The 18,841-nt window shown below is 55.7% G+C and carries 24 protein-coding genes, 1 tRNA gene and 1 other annotated feature; of the genes, 6 read left to right on the top strand and 19 right to left on the bottom strand.

The window, feature by feature from the left end; translation table 11 throughout:
- Positions 1–166 precede the first annotated feature (166 nt).
- The 8 genes from rplL to rplS form a co-directional block, all read right to left on the bottom strand.
- Complete coding sequence (gene rplL, locus H6G07_RS09470) at positions 167–574, bottom strand: 50S ribosomal protein L7/L12 (protein WP_073609596.1); 408 nt, start codon at positions 572–574, stop codon at positions 167–169.
- A gap of 61 nt (positions 575–635) precedes the next feature.
- Positions 636–1,196, bottom strand: a complete 561-nt coding sequence (gene rplJ / locus H6G07_RS09465; protein WP_073609595.1) for a 50S ribosomal protein L10 — start codon at positions 1,194–1,196, stop codon at positions 636–638.
- A gap of 68 nt (positions 1,197–1,264) precedes the next feature.
- Positions 1,265–1,422, bottom strand: a sequence feature (ribosomal protein L10 leader region).
- A gap of 54 nt (positions 1,423–1,476) precedes the next feature.
- Entirely contained in the window at positions 1,477–2,193 is a 717-nt protein-coding gene (gene rplA / locus H6G07_RS09460) for a 50S ribosomal protein L1 (protein WP_073609594.1), read from the bottom strand.
- Positions 2,194–2,286: 93 nt separating this feature from the next.
- Positions 2,287–2,712, bottom strand: coding sequence for a 50S ribosomal protein L11 (rplK, locus tag H6G07_RS09455; protein WP_073609593.1), 426 nt, complete (start codon positions 2,710–2,712; stop codon positions 2,287–2,289).
- A gap of 3 nt (positions 2,713–2,715) precedes the next feature.
- Positions 2,716–3,426 carry a transcription termination/antitermination protein NusG gene (nusG, locus tag H6G07_RS09450; RefSeq protein WP_073609592.1) on the bottom strand — a complete coding sequence of 237 codons (711 nt, stop codon included), beginning with the start codon at positions 3,424–3,426 and terminating at the stop codon, positions 2,716–2,718.
- Complete coding sequence (gene secE / locus H6G07_RS09445; RefSeq protein ID WP_073609591.1) at positions 3,426–3,671, bottom strand: preprotein translocase subunit SecE; 246 nt, start codon at positions 3,669–3,671, stop codon at positions 3,426–3,428. The genes nusG and secE overlap by 1 nt, the downstream gene beginning before the upstream one ends.
- A 202-nt stretch (positions 3,672–3,873) precedes the next feature.
- Positions 3,874–3,946: transfer RNA gene (locus tag H6G07_RS09440), tRNA-Trp, on the bottom strand.
- 47 nt (positions 3,947–3,993) lie between these two features.
- On the bottom strand, positions 3,994–4,359 hold the full coding sequence (gene rplS / locus H6G07_RS09435) for a 50S ribosomal protein L19 (RefSeq protein WP_073609590.1): 366 nt from the start codon (positions 4,357–4,359) through the stop codon (positions 3,994–3,996).
- Between the two features lie 199 nt (positions 4,360–4,558).
- Between rplS and H6G07_RS09430 the strand changes: the two genes are divergently transcribed.
- From H6G07_RS09430 to H6G07_RS09415, 4 genes are all read left to right on the top strand, one after another.
- The gene (locus tag H6G07_RS09430; RefSeq protein ID WP_139297100.1) at positions 4,559–6,808 is read left to right on the top strand and encodes a GAF domain-containing sensor histidine kinase; all 2,250 of its coding nucleotides are present in this window, start codon (positions 4,559–4,561) and stop codon (positions 6,806–6,808) included.
- A gap of 59 nt (positions 6,809–6,867) precedes the next feature.
- Positions 6,868–7,536, top strand: a complete 669-nt coding sequence (locus H6G07_RS09425) for a DUF2301 domain-containing membrane protein (RefSeq protein WP_073609589.1) — start codon at positions 6,868–6,870, stop codon at positions 7,534–7,536.
- A 467-nt stretch (positions 7,537–8,003) separates the two neighbouring features.
- Positions 8,004–9,248: a glycosyltransferase family 4 protein gene (locus tag H6G07_RS09420; RefSeq protein ID WP_073609588.1), complete on the top strand. Its 1,245-nt coding sequence runs from the start codon at positions 8,004–8,006 to the stop codon at positions 9,246–9,248.
- Between the two features lie 165 nt (positions 9,249–9,413).
- Positions 9,414–10,736: a cytochrome P450 gene (locus tag H6G07_RS09415; RefSeq protein WP_073609587.1), complete on the top strand. Its 1,323-nt coding sequence runs from the start codon at positions 9,414–9,416 to the stop codon at positions 10,734–10,736.
- Here H6G07_RS09415 and H6G07_RS09410 read toward each other — a convergent pair.
- Together H6G07_RS09410 and trpS are read right to left on the bottom strand one after the other, a co-directional pair.
- The gene (locus H6G07_RS09410) at positions 10,722–11,645 is read right to left on the bottom strand and encodes a methylenetetrahydrofolate reductase (protein WP_277882060.1); all 924 of its coding nucleotides are present in this window, start codon (positions 11,643–11,645) and stop codon (positions 10,722–10,724) included. The two genes, H6G07_RS09415 and H6G07_RS09410, sit on opposite strands and share 15 nt — an antisense overlap.
- 60 nt (positions 11,646–11,705) lie before the next feature.
- The gene (gene trpS, locus H6G07_RS09405; protein ID WP_073609586.1) at positions 11,706–12,716 is read right to left on the bottom strand and encodes a tryptophan--tRNA ligase; all 1,011 of its coding nucleotides are present in this window, start codon (positions 12,714–12,716) and stop codon (positions 11,706–11,708) included.
- A 184-nt stretch (positions 12,717–12,900) separates the two neighbouring features.
- On the opposite strand from trpS, the gene H6G07_RS09400 reads away from it, so the two are divergent.
- Positions 12,901–13,197 (top strand): hypothetical protein, encoded by a 297-nt coding sequence (locus tag H6G07_RS09400; protein ID WP_073609585.1) that lies wholly within the window; start codon positions 12,901–12,903, stop codon positions 13,195–13,197.
- Between the two features lie 24 nt (positions 13,198–13,221).
- Here H6G07_RS09400 and H6G07_RS09395 read toward each other — a convergent pair whose 3' ends face one another.
- Positions 13,222–13,452 (bottom strand): hypothetical protein, encoded by a 231-nt coding sequence (locus H6G07_RS09395; protein WP_073609584.1) that lies wholly within the window; start codon positions 13,450–13,452, stop codon positions 13,222–13,224.
- 215 nt (positions 13,453–13,667) lie between these two features.
- Between H6G07_RS09395 and H6G07_RS09390 the strand changes: the two genes are divergently transcribed.
- A complete protein-coding gene (locus H6G07_RS09390) occupies positions 13,668–14,120 on the top strand; it encodes a hypothetical protein (protein WP_199312001.1) in 453 nt (150 codons plus the stop codon).
- Between the two features lie 62 nt (positions 14,121–14,182).
- On the opposite strand, the gene H6G07_RS09385 is transcribed toward H6G07_RS09390, so the two are convergent.
- The 8 genes from H6G07_RS09385 to H6G07_RS09350 form a co-directional block, all read right to left on the bottom strand.
- Positions 14,183–14,389 carry a hypothetical protein gene (locus H6G07_RS09385; RefSeq protein ID WP_073609582.1) on the bottom strand — a complete coding sequence of 69 codons (207 nt, stop codon included), beginning with the start codon at positions 14,387–14,389 and terminating at the stop codon, positions 14,183–14,185.
- Positions 14,389–14,883, bottom strand: a complete 495-nt coding sequence (locus tag H6G07_RS09380; protein WP_073609581.1) for a PIN domain-containing protein — start codon at positions 14,881–14,883, stop codon at positions 14,389–14,391. The genes H6G07_RS09385 and H6G07_RS09380 overlap by 1 nt, the downstream gene beginning before the upstream one ends.
- Complete coding sequence (locus H6G07_RS09375; RefSeq protein WP_073609580.1) at positions 14,876–15,127, bottom strand: UPF0175 family protein; 252 nt, start codon at positions 15,125–15,127, stop codon at positions 14,876–14,878. The genes H6G07_RS09380 and H6G07_RS09375 overlap by 8 nt, the downstream gene beginning before the upstream one ends.
- A 233-nt stretch (positions 15,128–15,360) precedes the next feature.
- Positions 15,361–15,834 (bottom strand): hypothetical protein, encoded by a 474-nt coding sequence (locus tag H6G07_RS26060; RefSeq protein WP_199312000.1) that lies wholly within the window; start codon positions 15,832–15,834, stop codon positions 15,361–15,363.
- 96 nt (positions 15,835–15,930) lie between these two features.
- The gene (locus H6G07_RS09365; protein WP_073609579.1) at positions 15,931–16,125 is read right to left on the bottom strand and encodes a hypothetical protein; all 195 of its coding nucleotides are present in this window, start codon (positions 16,123–16,125) and stop codon (positions 15,931–15,933) included.
- Positions 16,126–16,165: 40 nt separating this feature from the next.
- Positions 16,166–17,383, bottom strand: coding sequence for an acetate kinase (locus tag H6G07_RS09360; protein ID WP_073609578.1), 1,218 nt, complete (start codon positions 17,381–17,383; stop codon positions 16,166–16,168).
- Between the two features lie 44 nt (positions 17,384–17,427).
- Positions 17,428–18,066 carry a histidine phosphatase family protein gene (locus H6G07_RS09355; RefSeq protein WP_073609577.1) on the bottom strand — a complete coding sequence of 213 codons (639 nt, stop codon included), beginning with the start codon at positions 18,064–18,066 and terminating at the stop codon, positions 17,428–17,430.
- A gap of 61 nt (positions 18,067–18,127) precedes the next feature.
- A complete protein-coding gene (locus H6G07_RS09350; RefSeq protein WP_073609576.1) occupies positions 18,128–18,766 on the bottom strand; it encodes a histidine phosphatase family protein in 639 nt (212 codons plus the stop codon).
- Positions 18,767–18,841 lie beyond the last annotated feature (75 nt).

Below are 18,841 nucleotides of genomic sequence, written 5' to 3'. Positions count from 1 at the left end.
TCAACTTCTCATCAATGTTCTTCTCAATGCTAACTTTCCAGACCGGGGTTGAGTAGTCCGAGGGCCGCTGTCCAAAGCTAGGGAAGACCAATTGCACTATAAAAAAGCTCCCCGTGAAACCACGGGGAGCTGTCAAACGTCTTGGCCTTAGCGGCAAAGCGTTAGATTACTTGACAGATACCTTGCCGCCTGCTTCTTCAAGCTGCTTCTTGGCATCTTCCGCGTCGTCCTTGGTGGTGGCTTCCTTAACGGCCTTAGGAGCAGCTTCCACCAGTTCCTTGGCTTCTTTCAGACCCAGACCGGTCAGGGTGCGCACAACCTTAAGAACAGCGATCTTCTTGTCGGCGGGCACTTCTTCAAGCACGACATCAAATTCGGTCTTTTCTTCTTCGGGCTCGGCAGCAGCGGCAGCACCACCACCCATCATGCCGGGGGCCATCATCATCATGCCGCCGCCAGCGGAGGCAGACGCGTCAACACCAAAGGCTTCCTCAATTTGCTTGACCAGCTCGGAAGCTTCCAGCAGAGAAAGGGACTTTAGCTGTTCGAGAATTTCGTCAGTTTTAGCAGACATAGTTACCGGTTAACTCCTGGTTGAACACAATTAAACACAGACAAAGTCGTGAGAGATGAGCCTAGGCTGCATCTTTTTCGGAGACTGCCTTGAGAGCACGGGCCAGAGATGCAGGCACCTCTTTGACACCCACCGCCAGTTTGGTCGGTACGGCGTTGACGCCCACGGCCACCCGAGTTGGCATCGCCTTGATTGCGCCAGCCAGACGAGCCATAAGCTCTTCCTTGGTGGGCAATTCGGTGATGGCCTTAACCTGGTCTTCGCTCAGGGACTGACCTTCCATGACACCGCCCCGCAGGGTGGTTTTTTTGGTGTCTTTTTGGAACGCCTGGTATTCCTTGATTGCTCCGCCAAAGTCTTCTTTAACCAGCACAAAGGCCGAAGAATCTTTGAGGAACTCGGTGATCGGCTGCCAGTTTTCGTTGCCGTCAACGGCGATCCGCATCAGCGTGTTCTTGGCAATCTTACACTCAGCACCCTTAGGGCGCAGCCGGTTGCGTAGGTCGCTGATTTCCGATACCGTCAGACCTTTGTAATCAATCACAAAGGCTAGCTGGGCATCGTCTAGCAGGGCCTTGATTTCGGCCACCAGCTCTTTCTTATTCGCTAGGGTTCTCCCCATATCGATCTCACCTCCTTTAAGTTGGGGATTGGGAATTTAATTACCCGATCCAGGTTTGGACTCAGCCCTTAGTAAAAACAAAACCCCGACAGCTCTGCCGGGGTAGACCAACAACCCAGGATGCTCAGCTTGGGCAAGAGCACTGTAGTCGTTTACGTCAACCTCGGCAGGGTTTATGCAGCGCTTGGCGGCTACCTGCTGTCTCCGGTCGTCTATTCAATTGTGAGGGGTTGTGTTAGTGGGCGTAACTCCTGGTTGGCTGGGGTAAAACTTGTTTGGCCTAGACCGCGTCGACCATCTTGAAGTCGCGTAGGGCGTTCACATCAAGGCGAATGGAAGGCCCCATAGTGGAGGCGATCGCTACGGTTCTCCAATAGCGGCCCTTGGCCCCAGCCGGACGGTTGCGGTCAACTGTCTCTTGCAGCGCTTTGAGGTTGACTAGCAAATCTTCAGCACTAAAGTCAGCCTTGCCAAACATAACATGGACGATGCCCGTTTTGTCAGCACGAAACTCTAACTTACCTGCTTTGAACTCATCAATTGCTTTGGCCAAGTCAAAGGTAACAGTGCCGCCCTTGGGGGAAGGCATCAGGCCCCGAGGGCCAAGCTGACGACCAAGCTTAGCTACCTGAGGCATCACATCGGGGGTAGCAATCAGAACGTCGAAGTCCATCATGCCTTTCTGAATTTCGTCGATAAGTTCTTCAGACCCTGCCAAGTCGGCCCCGGCAGCGGTGGCCTCAGCCACTTTTTCGCCCTTAGCGATGACGGCGACTCGAATGGTTTGACCCGTGCCCTTGGGCAAAATGACTGTGGTACGAAGCTGCTGGTCGGTGTACTTCGGATCAATACCCAAACGAATGTGGGCCTCGGCCGACTCCACAAACTTAGCGGTAGCGGTTTCTTTGAGTAGCTCTAGAGCCTCTAGGGGCTCATAGAGACGGTCTGCTTCTACTTTGGCCTGGGCTTCGCGCAGGCGCTTGGATACTTTAGCCATGGTGATCTCCTTGGGGTCAAACGAAGCGACGCCTCTTCCCCGTAGTGTGAATAAGTGAAACTTGGATTGCAGCCAATTGTCTAAGGCAATGGCCTAGTCAGAAACGGTAACACCCATGTTGCGGGCCGTACCCTCAACAATATTCATGGCCGCTTCAATGTCGTTGGCGTTGAGGTCAGGCATTTTGGTCTCGGCAATCTCTTTGAGCTGAGCCCGAGTGATGGAACCCACTTTTTTGGTGCGGGGTTCACCCGAACCCCGCTCAATGCCCGCCGCTTTTTTGATCAATACCGAGGCTGGCGGCGTCTTGAGAATAAAGGTAAAGCTGCGATCTTCAAAAACCGAGATCTCAACCGGTATCACCAGACCCACTTTCTCTTGGGTACGAGCGTTGTACTCTTTGCAAAACGCCATGATGTTGACCCCATGCTGACCCAGGGCTGGGCCAACGGGGGGAGCTGGGTTGGCCTTGCCAGCAGGAAGTGCCAGCTTGATTAGCGCTACAACTTTCTTAGCCATTAATTAACTCTCTTTTTGCACTTGGTTGAATTCCAGCTCGACTGGCGTGTCGCGCCCAAAGATCGACAGCAAAGCCTTCAGCTTGCTGCGCTCGGGGCTGACTTCCACCACTTCGCCCTCAAAGTCTTTGAAGGGACCCGAGAGCACGGTAATTTTGTCTCCCGGAGCCATGTCGACCTTGATCACTGGCTTTTGCTCTTCGGTGCGCTTGAAAATGCGCTTCACTTCGCTCATGCCCAAGGGCATGGGCTTGACGTGGCCGCGACCGCGACCGTAGGCCCGACGCTGCTCGGCCCCGACGAAATTGATCACGTGGGGGGTGTTCTTAACCACCGACCAGGCTTCGTCATCCATGTACATGCGCACCAGCACATAGCCAGGGAAGACTTTCTCGTCAATACTTTGCCGGCTACCATCTTTGCGGAGCTTGACCGCTGGCGTTTGAGGAATCTCAACCTGAAAAATGCGGTTGATGACGTCTAGCGTCCCAATACGCTGCTCAAGGTTAAGTTTGACGCGCTTTTCGCAGCCAGATGCTACCTGCACGGCATACCACCGAGCTTTGCGCTGGTAGAACCGGGCTGCTTCACCTTCGTTGCCCTCTTCGGTAGATGGCCCAGCCCCTTCAGCAGAAGGTTCAGCCTCTAGATCGCTGTCTAAGGACTCGTCGAGGGGAGCGTCGTCGTAGTTGAAGTCTTCTTCAGTTACCGCCATTAAAATACTTGCCCCGAAACCCACCCAAATAGCCGGTCAACCAGGTAAATCAGCGTTGCGGACAGGCTAACCATGAGAATGACAGCGGCAGACTCACTGATGAGCTGCTGTCGACTGGGCCAAACAACTTTTCCCAGTTCTTCCTTGGTGCCCTGCAAGAAGGTCACTACACTAAAGCCTTGCTCAGCAACCTGAGGGTCTGCGGTCTTACCCTTAGACTCTATTGCGGCGTCTTTTTTAACCACTGGCTTGGCTCCTGTTGGCGCTTATCCACACTGACTACGGGAAAACACAGGCCGGCAACCCGGCTTAGCTAACCTGAGAAAACATTAGGCCGAAGAGCTAATAACTCCTGGTTTAGTTACGAGTTGACGGCAGTGACAAATCCTGCTGCTCTAGCTGACCCTAAGGCTATAGAGTTTGGGAGATGTCGCTGCCGTTACTCAGCGCGCCCTGGAGGACTCGAACCCCCGACATCGGGTTTTGGAGACCCGCGTTCTACCAACTGAACTAAGGACGCATGAAACCAGGTGCCACTTTAGCACCACTGCCCAACTTTACTCAATTCTAGTTGATTGGGCGATCAAAACGCTGCTTCAGGCGGGTAGCTTTGCCAACGCGATCGCGCAAGTAGTAAAGCTTGGCCCGACGAGCCTTACCCCGACGCAGCACAGCAATGCTGGCCACCTTGGGAGCATGGACGAGAAAAACTCGCTCAACGCCGACCCCCTGAAAAATCTTTCGCACCGTGATAGAGCGATTGATGCCGCCATTGCGCATGGCGATAACGGTGCCCTCGTAGGGCTGAATCCGCTCTTTGCCACCCTCTTGAATGCGCACGCCAACACGGATGGTGTCGCCGACGTAGATGGTGGGAAGGTCGGTCTTTAGCTGCTCCGCCTCAATCGAGCGGATGATTTCCTCTGCGTTCATAGGGCCTGCAAATGTGCACGGTCTACGATTATAGACCATGGGTGGCGCTAAGCAAACAGTTTGGGTAATGTTTCTCGGCAATGGATTTTTGCAGGGTCGGGTTGGGTATTCTTTGGCGGCTCTGGGCATAGTGTCTGTAGAGCATGCGCCCCTTTTTGCCAAGGTTGTTGTTACCTAAATCTTCCTAAACCCCACGGTTATGTCTACTTTTCCCCTCGACCCCTTGCCCCAGGAAGATCGGCCTCAACCTGAGGTCGCCGATGCCGCCCTCAGGGAGGTGCTCGATGCGATCGCGACGCCCCTCTGTATCATGGATGCTCGCGATCGCTGGCGCTTTTGCAACCAAGCCTGTGCGACGCTGCTGGGAGGCGATCGCCGGGCTGGCAGTGAACCTCAACGGAGCGCGGACGTGCTGCCACCGGAGGTTGGTCAACTATTACTGACCGCAGGACAGCGGGCCTTGACTAGTGGTGACGAGCAAACCGCTGCGGTAGAGATCGCCGAGGCCGCCGGGGGGCATCGGCGACTGCTGGCGACAGTGCGACGATTTGGGACGGCTAGCCGTGAACCTCAGCTGATGGTGAGTTTACAGGATATGACCTCTCTCTATGAGGTGGAGCAGACCCTGCAGCGGCAGTCGGAGCGCGAGCGGCTGCTGGGGGCGATCGCCCAGCACTTACTGCGATCGCTCAATTCTGAAGACTTGTTGCAGACGACGGTGAACGAGGTGCGTCGCTTTTTGCGCATCGACCGGGTGCTGTTCTACAGCTTTGACCCCGATTACAACGGGGTGGTGGCCGAGTCAGCCAGTGGCGCTATGGCCACTGCGGTCACGGCTCAGACCGATCTCAACTTTATTCCTGCGGATTTAATGCGCTACCGCCAGGGCGAGATGGAGGTGATCGATGACATGGCCACGGCTCACCTGCCACCGGCCTACCTGGCCAAGTTTGCCCAGGCCCAGGTCAAGGCCTGCCTAGTGATGCCGATTGTGCAGGGGGATGCGCTCTACGGCTTGGTGTGCGCTCTCAACTGTAGTAGCCCTCGCCCCTGGGCTGCCTGGGAGATTGAGACCCTGCGAGAGGTGGCCACCCAGGTGGGCGGTGCCATTAAGCAGGCCCGTCTCTACAACCAAGTGCAGCGGCTGAATACGGATCTGGAGCAGCAGGTGGCCCAGCGCACCGAGGAGTTGCAGACCGCCCTCGAGTTTGAGGCGACCCTCAAGCGGATTACCGATCGAGTGCGCGACAGCCTCGACGTCAATCAAATTATGCTGACGGCAGTGAAGGAACTGACCGAGGCCCTGGATGTGAAGGGATCGAATACCTCGCTCTATGATCTAGAGCAGGGCACCTCAACTATCTATTACGAGTACAACAGCTCTAGCCCGTCGTACCAGGGCCGCGTCGCCCAGATGGAGGCCTTTCCAGAGGTGTACCACCAGCTGCTGGATGGGCAGTATTTTCAGTTTTGCTCGGTGGAGCCGAATCCGGTGCGGGGCTATGTGGCCATGCTGGCCTGCCCCGTGGTGGATGATCGGGGTGTGCTGGGCGATCTGTGGCTGATCAACGATCGCGACTACGGCTTTAACGACATTGAGATTCGCCTGGTGCAGCAGGTGGCGAATCAGTGTGCGATCGCCATTCGCCAGGCGCGGCTTTACCAGGCGGCCCAGTCGCAGGTCGCCGAGCTAGAGCGGCTCAACACCCTCAAGGACGATTTCCTCAGCACGGTTTCTCACGAGCTGCGCACCCCGGTGACCAGCATGCGGGTAGCCTTGCAACTGCTGGGCGTCACCCTAAATCAAGAATTTGACCTCACGGCTGACCTGCAAAAGCCCAAAACCGAGCAAACTCGCATTGGCCGCTACTACAGCATTTTGCAAGAGGAGTGCGAGCGCGAAATTAGCCTGATTAACGACCTGCTCGATCTCCAGCGCCTGGATGTGGGCAATCATCCTATTCAGCCCGAGCCAATTTTGCTAGAACCCTGGCTTGCAGGCTGGATTGACAGCTTTGTGACCCGCGCCAAGAGTCGCAATCAAACCTTGCGGCTAGTGGCAACTTCCACTCTGCCAGTGCTATACACTGACCTGGCCAGCCTAGAGCGGGTGCTAGCTGAGTTGCTAAACAACGCCTGCAAATACACCCCACCGGGGGAATCTATCACGCTAGAGGTTTTGCCTAACCCGGCGGCTCCTAGCGAACAGGTGTGCATTGCTATCACCAATAATGGGGTGACAATTCCGGCAGAGGAAATGACCCGGATTTTTGATAAGTTTTATCGAGTGCCCAGCGCCGACCCTTGGAAGCAGGGGGGAACAGGTCTCGGGCTGGCTTTGGTGAAAAAGCTAATCGCCCATCTGGGGGGTGATATCGCGGTCACTAGTGATCCTGGGCAAACCTGTTTTACTATCACCCTACCCACGCAACCGGCACTCACTCGATAGGCCTTAACTCGATAAGATAGAGACACGGGTTAACTGTAGTCTCTACCGGACGAACGCCAATGGACAGCGCCATCAACGACACCCCTTTGCCAACTCCGACGATCTACACCGGGCAATTTGGCGACTACACCATTACTCAGGGCGATCGCCGAGGGGTAGTGCTTTACCGTACGGGCCTGATGGTGGCGGCTTTAGCCTTTGGCCTGGGTACGATTCTGGCCCTGGGGTTTGACCAAAATTCTACGCTGGTGCAAGCCATTAGCCTGCTCTACACGGTGTTTTGGTTGGGTTTGGGGCTGAGCTTAGCCACAATTCACATCTACTTGGTGCCGCTGCACCGGGCGCTGCAAGGGGCTTGGCTGGTGGGGGGGCTGGCGTCGCTGGCGCTTTCCCACGGCATTGACGGCCCGCTGGCTCAAACGGTGGTAGAAACTCCTTCGGTACTGTGGGGATTGGGTTTCACCTTCGTGGCGCTGACCGGCATTTTCTTCAAGGAAGCCTTTTGCTTTGACCGGATAGAGACTAAGCTGCTAACGCCCCTGGTGCCGCTGCTGCTGCTAGGCCATTTGTTTGGTGTGCTGCCGCTGCTGGCCAAGCAAATTCTGCTGACAGTCTGGGCAATTTTGTTTTTGGTATTTGCATTGCGCAAGGCCGTGCAGCCGATTGTGCCTGACATTGGCGATAAATCAGTTTTTGCCTACCTAAAACAACAGCGCTCTCAAGTCTGAGTCCTGTAGCTGTGGAATAAGTCTAATTACTGCTATTTATCGGCCACTTTGCTTGCATAAACAGTCATGAGGATGTTTGAAAAGTCCTATTTCTTGTAGCAAAAATGGAGATCCTCCCAAACCTCTTTACCCTGCGGGAGGCCGCATGCATCTATAAAAAGGAGGATTTTTCCACCCTCCTTTTTTAAGAAGGCAGGAGCAATCGGCAAGTTATTAAAGTTACAGCACATCACTTTTCAAATGCCCTCTGCGGGGAACTATTAGAGTGATAGCACCGTCTTTTTGTGTTGGTAGAGAGTCTTAGAAGTTAGCTTGACATCTGTTAATTGAATTCTGCTCTTCTGGCACGTAGATCGATTAGCTTGTGTAGCGATCTGCTGCTGCAAAGATTTTCGAATTGTGTGTGCAGTGTTTTGTGTGGCCAACCTCTCAAAGGTATGGTCGTAACTCTAGCGGATTGAGTGATTATGTCTGCTTTAGCCCAAGTCCGTTTGGTGATTCTTCAATATGCCGGTGATTTTAGAGAGGCTTATCACCTCCTCACTCAGTCAGGTCAACAAGAATATTTCAGCCATCGATACACGATAGAAAGCTCTATTGAAATAGGTCGCCAAATCGACGAGGTTATCCATGTCTGCTGTAAAACCAGTTCTGAATATAGCGAGCTTTTAGAGCCTGGCCTCAGGGCTGTTGGTGGCAATCTTGATCCCTACAGTGAGCCAAAACGGCTGTTGGATTTGCTACAACGCCAGAGGCCTACCCACCTGGTGGTTCATTTCCCGTTGGGGGCGGCGTTTAAGTGGGCTAGGCAAAATAATGTGAAAGTTATGGGTCTATTTGCCGATTCCTTTCAAAGGAGTGGGCTGTCGGCAAAGCTGCGCAACTTTCGCCTGTCAAGTGCCCTAAACAACAAAGCTGTTGACCTAGTGGCCAATCATGGGGTGAGCGCATGTTATTCCTTAAAACAGATTGGCGTTAAGCCTAGCAAAATTGTCCCTTGGGATTTTCCATACGAAATTACTCCCGACGATTTTGCACCCAAAATTCTGAGAGAATCGGCCATTAGCGATAAAAATATTGTCTATGTGGGCCGCATCGTTCAGACGAAGGGGGTGAGCGATGCTTTAAATGCTTTGGTGGAGTTGAAGCAGTCTGGGGTTACTCCGAATTTGACTTTAATTGGTAAAGGAGATCTAGACTGGTTTAGAGCCGAAATTAACCGTTTGGGATTAGATGATCAGGTGACGCTGCTGGGTGGATTATCCCATGATCAGGTGTTGGCAAAAATGCGTTGGGCTGATGTCGTACTGGTTCCTAGTCGCCATGCCTATCCTGAGGGCTTGCCCTTGACTATTTACGAAGCTTTGACCGTTAGAACGCCGCTGATTGTTTCTGATCACCCGATGTTTTTGGGAAAATTTGAGCTGGGACGAGATGTGCTGATGTTCCCTGAGAAAGATGTTGCTGCGCTGGCTCACTGTATTAAAACTCTGCTAATTGATGCAGAGCTGTATCAGTTGCTATCTCTAAACTCTGCTGCGGCCTGGTCTAGGTTGCAGCTGCCGGTTAAGTGGCATCAGCTAATTGAGCAGTGGATCAGCGATACGCCTGATAGCCGTCGGTGGTTATTGCGGCACAGTTTGGAGCGGTGTTCGTATCAACAGCAACAGCTTAGCTCCAGTCGTTTACAGCCGGTTCTGACTAGCTCTTAGTGAGAGTGGGTTGATCCTGTGATGGTAAAGCTTGTATGCCATTTGAGATGGTCTAGCATTGAAGTGGCTGGATGAATGCTTGCCGCTTCAACGCTCTGTACATTTTCTTAGCATGCCTACTCTTCCTGGCTCAATACTCCCTTTTGGCAGCGCGCACCTAAACTCATTCTGCGCCCGCTGGACTATTTTGAAGACCACTACCGGCGCTACGGACCGGTGTTTAAGGTGGGAGAAGCTCCGCTGTCGATCTATGTGGCTGATCCGGCGGTGATTCAGGGCATTTTTCAGGCCGATGCGGCGCAGTTTCACATTCCCTCCCAGAGTCCGGGGAGTGGGCTGACTTTTTTGCTAGGCAATCAATCGCTGCTGCTGCTGGATGGGGAGCGGCACCGCCGCCACCGTCGATTGCTGATGCCGCCGTTCCATGGCGATCGCATGCGCGCCTACAGCGACGTCATTTGCACGTTAACAAAGCAGGCGATCGCCACCTGGCAGCCGGGTACCGCCTTCAATGTGCGAGCCGCCATGCAGGACATTACCCTGAGGGTGATCTTAAAAGCCGTGTTTGGTTTGGGTGATGGCGATCGCTACGATCGCCTGCGGCAGCTGCTCAGCACATTGCTAGAGGGGTTGGGTACTCCCTTCAGTGCTTTTTTTATTTTCTTCCCAGGGTTGCAGAAAGACTGGGGGCCGATGAGCCCCTGGGGAAAGTTTGTGCGCATCAAAGCTGAGATTGATGCCCTGATCTACGCCGAGATTAGCGATCGCCGCCAGCATCCCTATCCCAACAGCACTGACATTCTCTCGCTAATGATCAGCGCTCGCGATGCCCAGGGTGAACCCCTCAGCGACGGCGAACTCCATGACGAGTTGATGACGCTGCTGGTGGCGGGCCATGAAACCACGGCTTCTGCATTGGCCTGGGCGCTGTATTGGGTGCACTGGCTACCCGAAGTGGGTGAGCGTCTTCGGCAAGAGTTAGATGCTGTCGGGCCATCCCCCGACCCTTTGGCTGATGCCAGTCTGCCCTACCTCACCGCCGTTTGTCAGGAAACCCTGCGCATTTACCCTGTCGCCCCCACCACGGGCATTCGCATCGTCAGCCGACCGATGACGGTGGCGGGTTACGAATTTCCGGCTGGGTCGGTGCTGTTTCTCAATGTCTACCTGGTACACCACCGGGAGGATCTCTATCCTGAACCCGACAGCTTTAGGCCCGAGCGATTTTTAGAGCGGCAGTATTCGCCCTCCGAGTATCTTCCCTTTGGCGGCGGCCACCGTAGCTGCATTGGCTCGGCCTTTGCGCTGATGGAAATGAAGTTGGTGCTAGCGACAATTTTGCGCCACTGGCAGCTGGAATTGCCTGGGGGACTGCGACGCCCGCTCAAACCTGTGCGCCGCGGCCTGACCCTAGCGCCACCGGGAAACTTGCGGCTGATACCCGTTGCCCAGCGTGTGGCTCAGCAACCGGCGCTACCGCTCGGCTAGGGCCGCATCGACGGGAGCCACCCCCCCCTGATCGAGGATTTGGGGAATTAAATCTTCGCGACGCACGGCCATCAGGTGCACGCCCTGACATACTTGGCGGGCAGCCTGCACCTGCTCGGCGGCAATCTGTACCCCTTCCTGTAGGGGGTCGGAGGCAGCCGCCAGGCGATCGACAATAGTTTGGGGGATGTTGACCCCAGGCACGTTGCGATTGATGAAATTAGCGTTCTTGGCCGACTTGAGTAGGAAAATGCCAGCGAGCACGGGGCGGTTATAGCCAGACGCTACCTGATCCATAAACTTGGCCAGGCGATCGAAGTCGGTGATCAGCTGACTTTGGAAGAACTGCGCCCCGGCCTTGACCTTGGCCTCAAACCGCCGCTGCAACCCCGACCAGCTGGTCGATTGCGGATCGATCGCAGCTCCGGCAAACAGGTCTAACGCGCCATCGCTGAGGGGCTTGTCGTGGCTGTCTACGCCAAAGTTGAGTTTTGCCAGCAGTTTGAGCAGCCGTACTGACTCCAGGTCAAACACCGATCGCGCTTCAGGGTGGTCGCCTGCCTTAACCGGGTCGCCGGTGAGGGCCAGAATGTTGCGCAGCCCAAGAGCGTGGGCCCCCATAAGGTCGGCCTGAAGGGCAATGCGGTTGCGATCGCGGCAGGCCACCTGACACACCGCTTCAATCCCCTGCTGCTGGAGCAGCAGCGACGCTGCCCACGACGACATGCGCATCACCGCTCGGCTACCGTCGGTGACATTGACGGCGTGCACTCGACCCTTAAGCATTTGGCCCATGGCCAGCATGTGCTCTGGGTTGCCTCCCTTGGGCGGCATGACCTCTGCCGTCACCAAAAACTGGTCGGCTTGGGCCGCCGTGCGCAGTCGATAACCCAGGGGTGCAGAAGCCAAGCCATCCTCCTTTGGATCTGTACGAACAGGGTGATTGAATTGATTAGTATATCTTGCCAGCTACAGCGGTTTAGAGTAGCCTAGGGCGTCTTTTACCCGAGCCAGGGTAGCGTTGGCCACATCGCCTGCCTTTTCGCGCCCGGTTCTGAGAATGCTTTCCAGGTAGGGGCGATCGCCCATCAGCTCATTAAACCGGCTCTGAATCGGCTCCAGGGCGGCCACCGCCGTATCGGCCAGCAGCGGCTTAAACTGGCCCCAGCCCATCTCTTTGCACTCTGCCGCCACCGCCTCTTTGGTCTGGCCCGATAGCAGCATATACAGCGTCAGCAGGTTGTTGCACTCGGGCCGAGCCGGGTCATCGAACCACAGTCCCCGCTCGGGGTCGGTTTTGGCCCGCTTAATCTTTTTGACGATCGCATCGGTGGAGTCAGTCAGATCAATACGGCTCTGGTCAGAGGGGTCTGACTTCGACATTTTCTTAGTGCCGTCGGTCAGGCTCATTACCCGCGCCCCCTCAGCGCGAATCATCGGTTCAGGCACCTTGAGCACCGGGTTTTCTTCGCTGCCAAACTGAAAATTGAGTCGGGCGGCGATGTCGCGGGTGAGTTCTAGGTGCTGCTTCTGGTCTTCGCCCACGGGCACTAAGTCGGGCTCGTAGAGCAAAATGTCGGCGGCTTGCAGCACTGGGTAGTCGAGCAGGCCAATGCTGACGTTTTCCCCCTGCTTAATCGCCTTTTCTTTGAACTGAATCATGCGCTCTAGCCAGTTGAGCGGGGTGATGCAGTTAAATAGCCAGGCCAGTTCTGAGTGAGCCGACAGGTGCGACTGCACAAAAATGGTGGCTTTGTCGGGGTCAATGCCGCAGGCGATGTAGGTGGCCGCCACCTTATAGGTATCTTCGGCCAGTCGCTTAGGGTCGTGGGGCACCGTAATGGCGTGGAGGTCGGCCATAAACAAAAAGGCGTCGTATTCTTCTTGCAGGTCAACCCAGTTGCGAATCGCCCCCAGATAGTTGCCCAGGTGTAGGTTGCCCGTTGGCTGAATGCCCGAAAGAATGCGCTGTTTGGCCATAGGTCTAGGGAGTGTAGCTAACGTAGATGGAATTGGCGTAACGCCAGCGGGCGAACCCCCTATGAATCTACCCCAATCTCTGCCCGCCGCAGTAGCCAGAAATGAACCAATAGTCAGGCTTTCCTTGTCGGAGCAGGTTTAATTGCTTAGATTTGTAACAGGCAATCATAAAACCATTATTCCTATGACTCTCCCCACCGACCTGTCGACTCGCCTGCAAACTGCCATTGGCTTGGCCAAAGAAGTGCAGCAGCATCCCGAAGCCCACCAGGCTTTTCAGGAGGTAGTCGGGGAACTCAAAACCGACAGCCCGATCGCCGCTGAATTGCTAGAGCAGCTTTGGCAAGAGTACATTGGCACCCAGCGCTCCTCGCAATTTTGGGAACAGCTGTCGGATGTGGAAAAGAACTTATCCGATCGCCTCAGCCAGAGCCACATTCAGCTCAAGCAAAACTATCTAAGGCTCATTCAAGAGCAGTAGCGGCAGAGGGGATTTTTGGTGGAACTAACTGCGATCGCCCCGACTAATGCACTCCATACAGAGGCGGAATAGGACAATTACTAAAACCACCTCAACGACAATTTGTAGTCTGTCAGGAGCCGCAATTAGACCGGCCAGCACTAACCCCGAGCCAACCAGCATTGTCACGATGAGGATTACCTCATCGTCAAATAGCTTTAGCCCTGCCCAGAGAGTGCCAAAGCCAAGAATCCAGAAGATAAGGTAGGTATTCATTCAGGCTGCATTGCAAACCGCAACATTGAGGCAGAGGAGCAACCCCATCGTACGTCTTTCAAGGGCGGTACCCTCGGTCACAGTATGGAGCAACTGCGATCGCAGCCCTCGTTTGCAGCGTGAGCAGGCCCCAGGCTTTTGGGCAACTTTAGGGTGGTACACCATTAGGAAGCACTACCCAAATGCCGATAAACCGAGTTAGCTCTAACCTGTCTGTGACTGACCAGCATGAGGTGATGGATCTGATCGCCCAGATCAACCAGAAGCTGGCGTTTTTGATTGAGGTGGGGCCGCAGGAGCGGCGATCGATGACGAAGCTGGGAGACCGCAACCGAGCCTTTACGCGCAAGGCGCTGGAGATTGCAGCGCAGACGCCGGACTTTTTGCCGCGATCGTTTGATATCACTGAAATGCGCCGTGACCTGGAGCTGTTTGAGGCGCTACAGCCGATGCTGCTGGCGCTGACGCGACTGCGTGAGCTGGTGGATGATACGGCGGTGGCAGCGGGGGATGAGGCTTATCGGGCAGCGCTGGAGGTTTATCGCTATGCGAAAGCGAATGGCAGCGTGGCGGGGTTAGACGACCTGATCGATGAGATGGGGCGGCGGTTTGCGCAGCAGGGTAGCCGGGCCAAAGCGCAGGCGACGGAGTCTGCGAAGGTGGGGTAGCGATCGGACACCCTTGAGATGAAACTACTGTATAGGCTGGCTTCGGTTTTAACGAAGCCAGCCTATTTTTTTGAGGCCAGCGGTAAGTTGGCTAAGAACTCTTGCGCTTCTTGATCAGATAAAAAGCCTTCTTCTTTGGCGGCTTTGCAGTCTTGATAAAACAGGAGGTCTTCAATTTCTTGGTGATTGTGAGTGATAAAGGCTGCTAAGAAACCCTGTTTAGCTCCACTGAGCAAGGTTTGGCAGAGATTGTAGAAGTAGTGTGACATCAGTTAACTTCGCCTACGTCTCGCAGCACAGCCTCAACCAAACTAGAGCGAATATAAATACCGTTGGCCTGCATGGTTTGAATATAAGGCTTTAACGCCGGTATGAAACCTGCTTTCTTGGCACGGCGCAAAATGCCTAGAGTGCCAATGCGGCGGATAGCTAACCGCTCGGCGACCCGTCGGGCCTGGGCGTCGTCTAGTAACACGGTGCTATTGGGGATGGCTTGGGCCAAGGCAATAGCTTCGGCCTCACCTCGATCAACCAAGATTAGCAGGGGCTCTAAAATGGCTGGCTCTGGGGCTTGAATTGTTAGCCATGGCACCTGACTGACGGCCTGTGCCCCTGGTAGACCGACGCCTCTAACGGTGACTTCATCCCAAACAGCTGGGGGCGCGAAGACGTGCTGAAAGAGCTGAGGCAGTAGGTCAAGTTGCTCGATGATGGCCAGGGCAATAAGGGGGCTGCTGTCGGCAACGATGGCGGCATTAGTCATCGCGGAGTTCGTCGGCGATTTGGTCGTCGTCTAGGTTAACGACGGGTACTTGCAGCCGCCCTAGTTCGTACATAAACCGGAGTTTGTCCATGCCGCAAAAGGTGGCGGCTTTGCCTAGGGATAGGCGATGAAGCTCGAAGAGTTTGACGGCGAGCAAAAAAGCCAGCTCAGCCTCAAGCGCCTGGGGCGATTTGCCCGAGGTGATGAGCAAGTCATCGGGGTAGGGAATGGAGAGGCTGTGCATAGAGCTACCAAAACGCTGAGACCGTATGGACTGTGCTAATCGCTATGATACCGCCGCTGGAACTTCAACTAGCTTCACCCACAGATGGCCTCTGTAGGGGCGCACTGTGTGTGCCCAGTGCAGAATTTGTAGCCCCGAGGCCGAGAATTGATACCATGCCGGGTCTGGTTTGGATGCGCCCAGATGGGGTAGGGGCAAACGCCGTTTGCCCCTACAGGGTGCCTTTGCCCTGCCTAGGCAGGGGGGGAGTTGAGTGGTTGGAGCTGGGCGAAGTGGTCTAGCAGCTCGCGGTGCAAGAAGCGATAGCGATCGCCGACCCTTTGCAGCAGCCGACGCTCGACACAGTAGTTGAGAAACTGAGCTAAGTCCCAGGGGGCTGTGCCGCTCTGCCAGAGCACAAACCGCAGGCAAACATGCTGAAAGCAGGCTATCCCTCCACCCATCAAAAAGAGCAATTCTTCTTGCAGGGCTGGGTCAATGGCTGCGCCTTTAACCGCTGTTTCTAACTTCTCTAGCAACGTCACCACGTCTGCGCCAGTCAAGCCCTGCTGCTGGGTTTTCAAGTCGCCGGTTTGGCTTATCTGTTGATCGCGCCCCGCTTGCCCCATTTCTACTATGCTCCCGTTTAGGGTCACGTTGCTGAGGCTTTGCGACTGATCGGGCTTGCCAGACTTAGCGGGCTCAGGCGGGGGCTGCTTTCTAAACATGATTTTGATGGAAATTTATTTCGTCCATCATATTCGACCATTCTGGCAGGGGCCAGAGAACATACGCAGCGCCCCCACAAACCAGGGATGTTCATGTCAGATCGCGGATGAGTCCGCCAGATCCTCAGTCATCTGCCCTTTTTGTGAACCCAATTTCGTGAACGGTGAACTCAGCTTCGTCGGCGATGAAGCCAACTCCACAGGGAAGAGGCTAGCTTCATGGCCAGCAAAGCCAGTTTCGTGAATGATGAACTCAGCTTCGTGGGTGGTGAACCCAGCCTCACCAGTCATAGGGCTAGGTTTGCTGTCGAGGCACCCAGTTCTAGGCGAGTTAGGCGTGTTTCGATTCCAGTAGAGAGAGACAGGAGTGGGCGATCGCCCACTCCTCCTGCGTATGCACCACTAGCACCCGCACCGCCGAATCCATTGCCGCAATATCCTGGTCATCCTTGGCTCGGTTCAACTCAGCCTTGAGCCGCAGCCCCAAAAACTCAAACGGCGCGCAGGCCTGCCTCCACAGCAGCGGGCTGTTTTCGCCCATGCCAGCCGTAAACACCACCCCGTCCAGCCCGCTCAGGCTGGCGATCATCGCCCCCATCTCGCGCCGCAAACGGTGAATAAACACTTCGATAGCCAATTTGGCCGGGGCATTGCCCTGCTCCATCGCCTCCACCACAACGCGCATATCGTTAGAAATGCCCGACAGTCCCTTCAGCCCCGATTCTTTGTTTAACAGCGTATCGAGCTGGTCGGCGCTGTAGCCCTCCTGCCGCATCAGGTAGATCAAAATGCCAGGGTCAACACTGCCCGAGCGACTGCCCATCATCAGCCCATCCAGCGGCGTAAATCCCATCGTCGTATCGACGCAGACGCCGTTTGTGACCGCCGCCAGTGAGCAGCCGTTTCCCAAGTGGCAGGTGAGCAGCTTTAGGCTGGCGATATCCTCACCCATCAAATCCGCCGCCCGCTGAGCGACATATTGGTGACTAATGCCGTGGAACCCGTAGCGACGAATACCCTGCTCAACCCAGGCGTAGGGGCCAGGGTAGGTAGCCGCCGCCTCAGGCATGGAGCTGTGAAAAGCCGTGTCAAACACCGCCACTTGGGGGATGTTACCGAGACTTTGGGCGATCGCCTCAATGCCCTGCAAATTTGCCGGGTTATGGGCTGGCGCTAGCGGAATCAGGCTCTGAATCGTGGCTTTAACCTCGTCATCTATCACCACCGGCTGCTGATAGTGGCGACCGCCGTGGACGACACGGTGCCCAACGGCAGCAATCTCCGCTAGCTCGCCCAACACTTGAGTTGGTCCCTCCACCAGCGTTTTGACCATGGCCTCAATGCCCTTGGCTTTGTCGGTAATCGACAGCACCTGCTGAATAGATTCTCCCGCACCGCTGGCGGAGAGTTCTACCTTGCCCTGCTGGTGAGTCCAGTCGAGGGCAGCGCGCCAGAGGGGGTGGGGCGCTGCACCCTCGGCACCCTGACTGAGGTCAAACAGGCAGCTTTTGTGGCTGCTCGACCCGGCATTGAGAACCAGAATTTTCATGTCACCTGCCTCATCTTCCCCACCTCCCTCATCTTCCCTATCCCTTAGGTACCCGGTCGCGACGCAAGCTCCTCTGGCAAATGGGAGCGATCGCCGTGCTTGGCCAGCATCGGCCCATGTTGGTCGAACCGGATCAGACTGAGCGAAGCAACGGGCAGCTCGATGCGATCGCGGTACCGACCGCTATCGATACCCAAAAGATTACAGAGCACCAATCGAATCGTGGTTTTGTGCGACACAATTAGCACGTTGCCAGCGCTGTGGTTGGCCTCAATTTCAGCCATCACCAGGGCGGCACGGCTGGCCACCTGAACACCCGTTTCGCCCCCCGTAGGCGGGTTCCAGGCAGGTTCGGCCAGCCAGCGCATGTAGTCTTGGGTGTACTCTGACTGCACCTCGTCGTGGGTCTTTCCTTCCCACTCGCCAAAGAACATTTCCTTCAGCCCGTCGCGCAGCTGCATGGTCTGGCCCGTGGCCTCACAAAAGGGCGTGGCGGTTGCCACCGTGCGCCGCAGCGGGCTAGCATATACCGCCTGCCAGTCTAGGTGCTGGTATTTGTCAGCAAAGGCCTGGGCCATAGCGACCCCTGAGGCGGTCAGCTCTGGGTCAGATAGGCCGCAGTAGGTGTCGCTCTGGCTCGATTCGGTTTCACCGTGGCGGAGCAAGTAGAGGTTGAGAGTCATGGGGGAACGTCAAGACGCTACTCTCCTATCGTCTTAGTCGGCGCGATCGCTGGCATCCCCCCTAGGTGCCTGGTCTGGTTTCCAGCTCTGGAGGCAGGTGGGCGCGATCGCCGTGCTTCATCAACATGGGGCCGTTGTTATTAAACTGCACGTGGGTAACAGAGGCGACCGGCAGACTGATGCGATTGCGATAACGCCCCACATCCATCCCCATCAGGTTGCACAAAATAATTCGAATGGTGGCCTTGTGAGACACCACCAGCACGTTACCTTCAGCAAAGTTTTCTTCGATTTCGGCCATCACCAGCGAGGCCCGGCTAGCGATTTGCACCGAGCTTTCGCCCCCGGTGGGCGGGTTCCAGGCTGGTTCGGTGAGCCAGTTCAGGTAGTCGTCGGCAAAGTGCTCGCGCACATGCTCGGCGGTCAGCCCTTCCCACTGGCCGTAGTTAATTTCCTTTAGCCCATTGCGCAGCTGCACATTCACGCCCACGGCTCTGCTCAGGGGCATGGCCGTCGCGATCGTGCGCTTCATCGGGCTGGCAAAGATAGCCTGCCAGGGCATGGTCTGATACTGGGCCGCAAAGGCATCGGCCATGGCCACGCCCTCGGGGGTGAGTTCGGGGTCTAGCTCGCCACAGAAGCCGCCGGTTTGGCTGTACTCGGTTTCGCCGTGGCGCAGGAGGTAGAGGTTGAGGGGCATGGGGGGTGGGGAGAGGGGAGTGGGGAGGAGTTTTGAGTGTTTAGTTTTGAGTGTTTAGTTTTGAGTTCTAAGTTT

Origin of the sequence: Phormidium tenue FACHB-1052, assembly GCF_014696675.1 — a bacterium.
Classification (GTDB): Bacteria; Cyanobacteriota; Cyanobacteriia; order Phormidesmidales; family Phormidesmidaceae; genus Nodosilinea; species Nodosilinea tenuis_A.
This window is presented reverse-complemented; position numbering and strand designations above follow the sequence as displayed.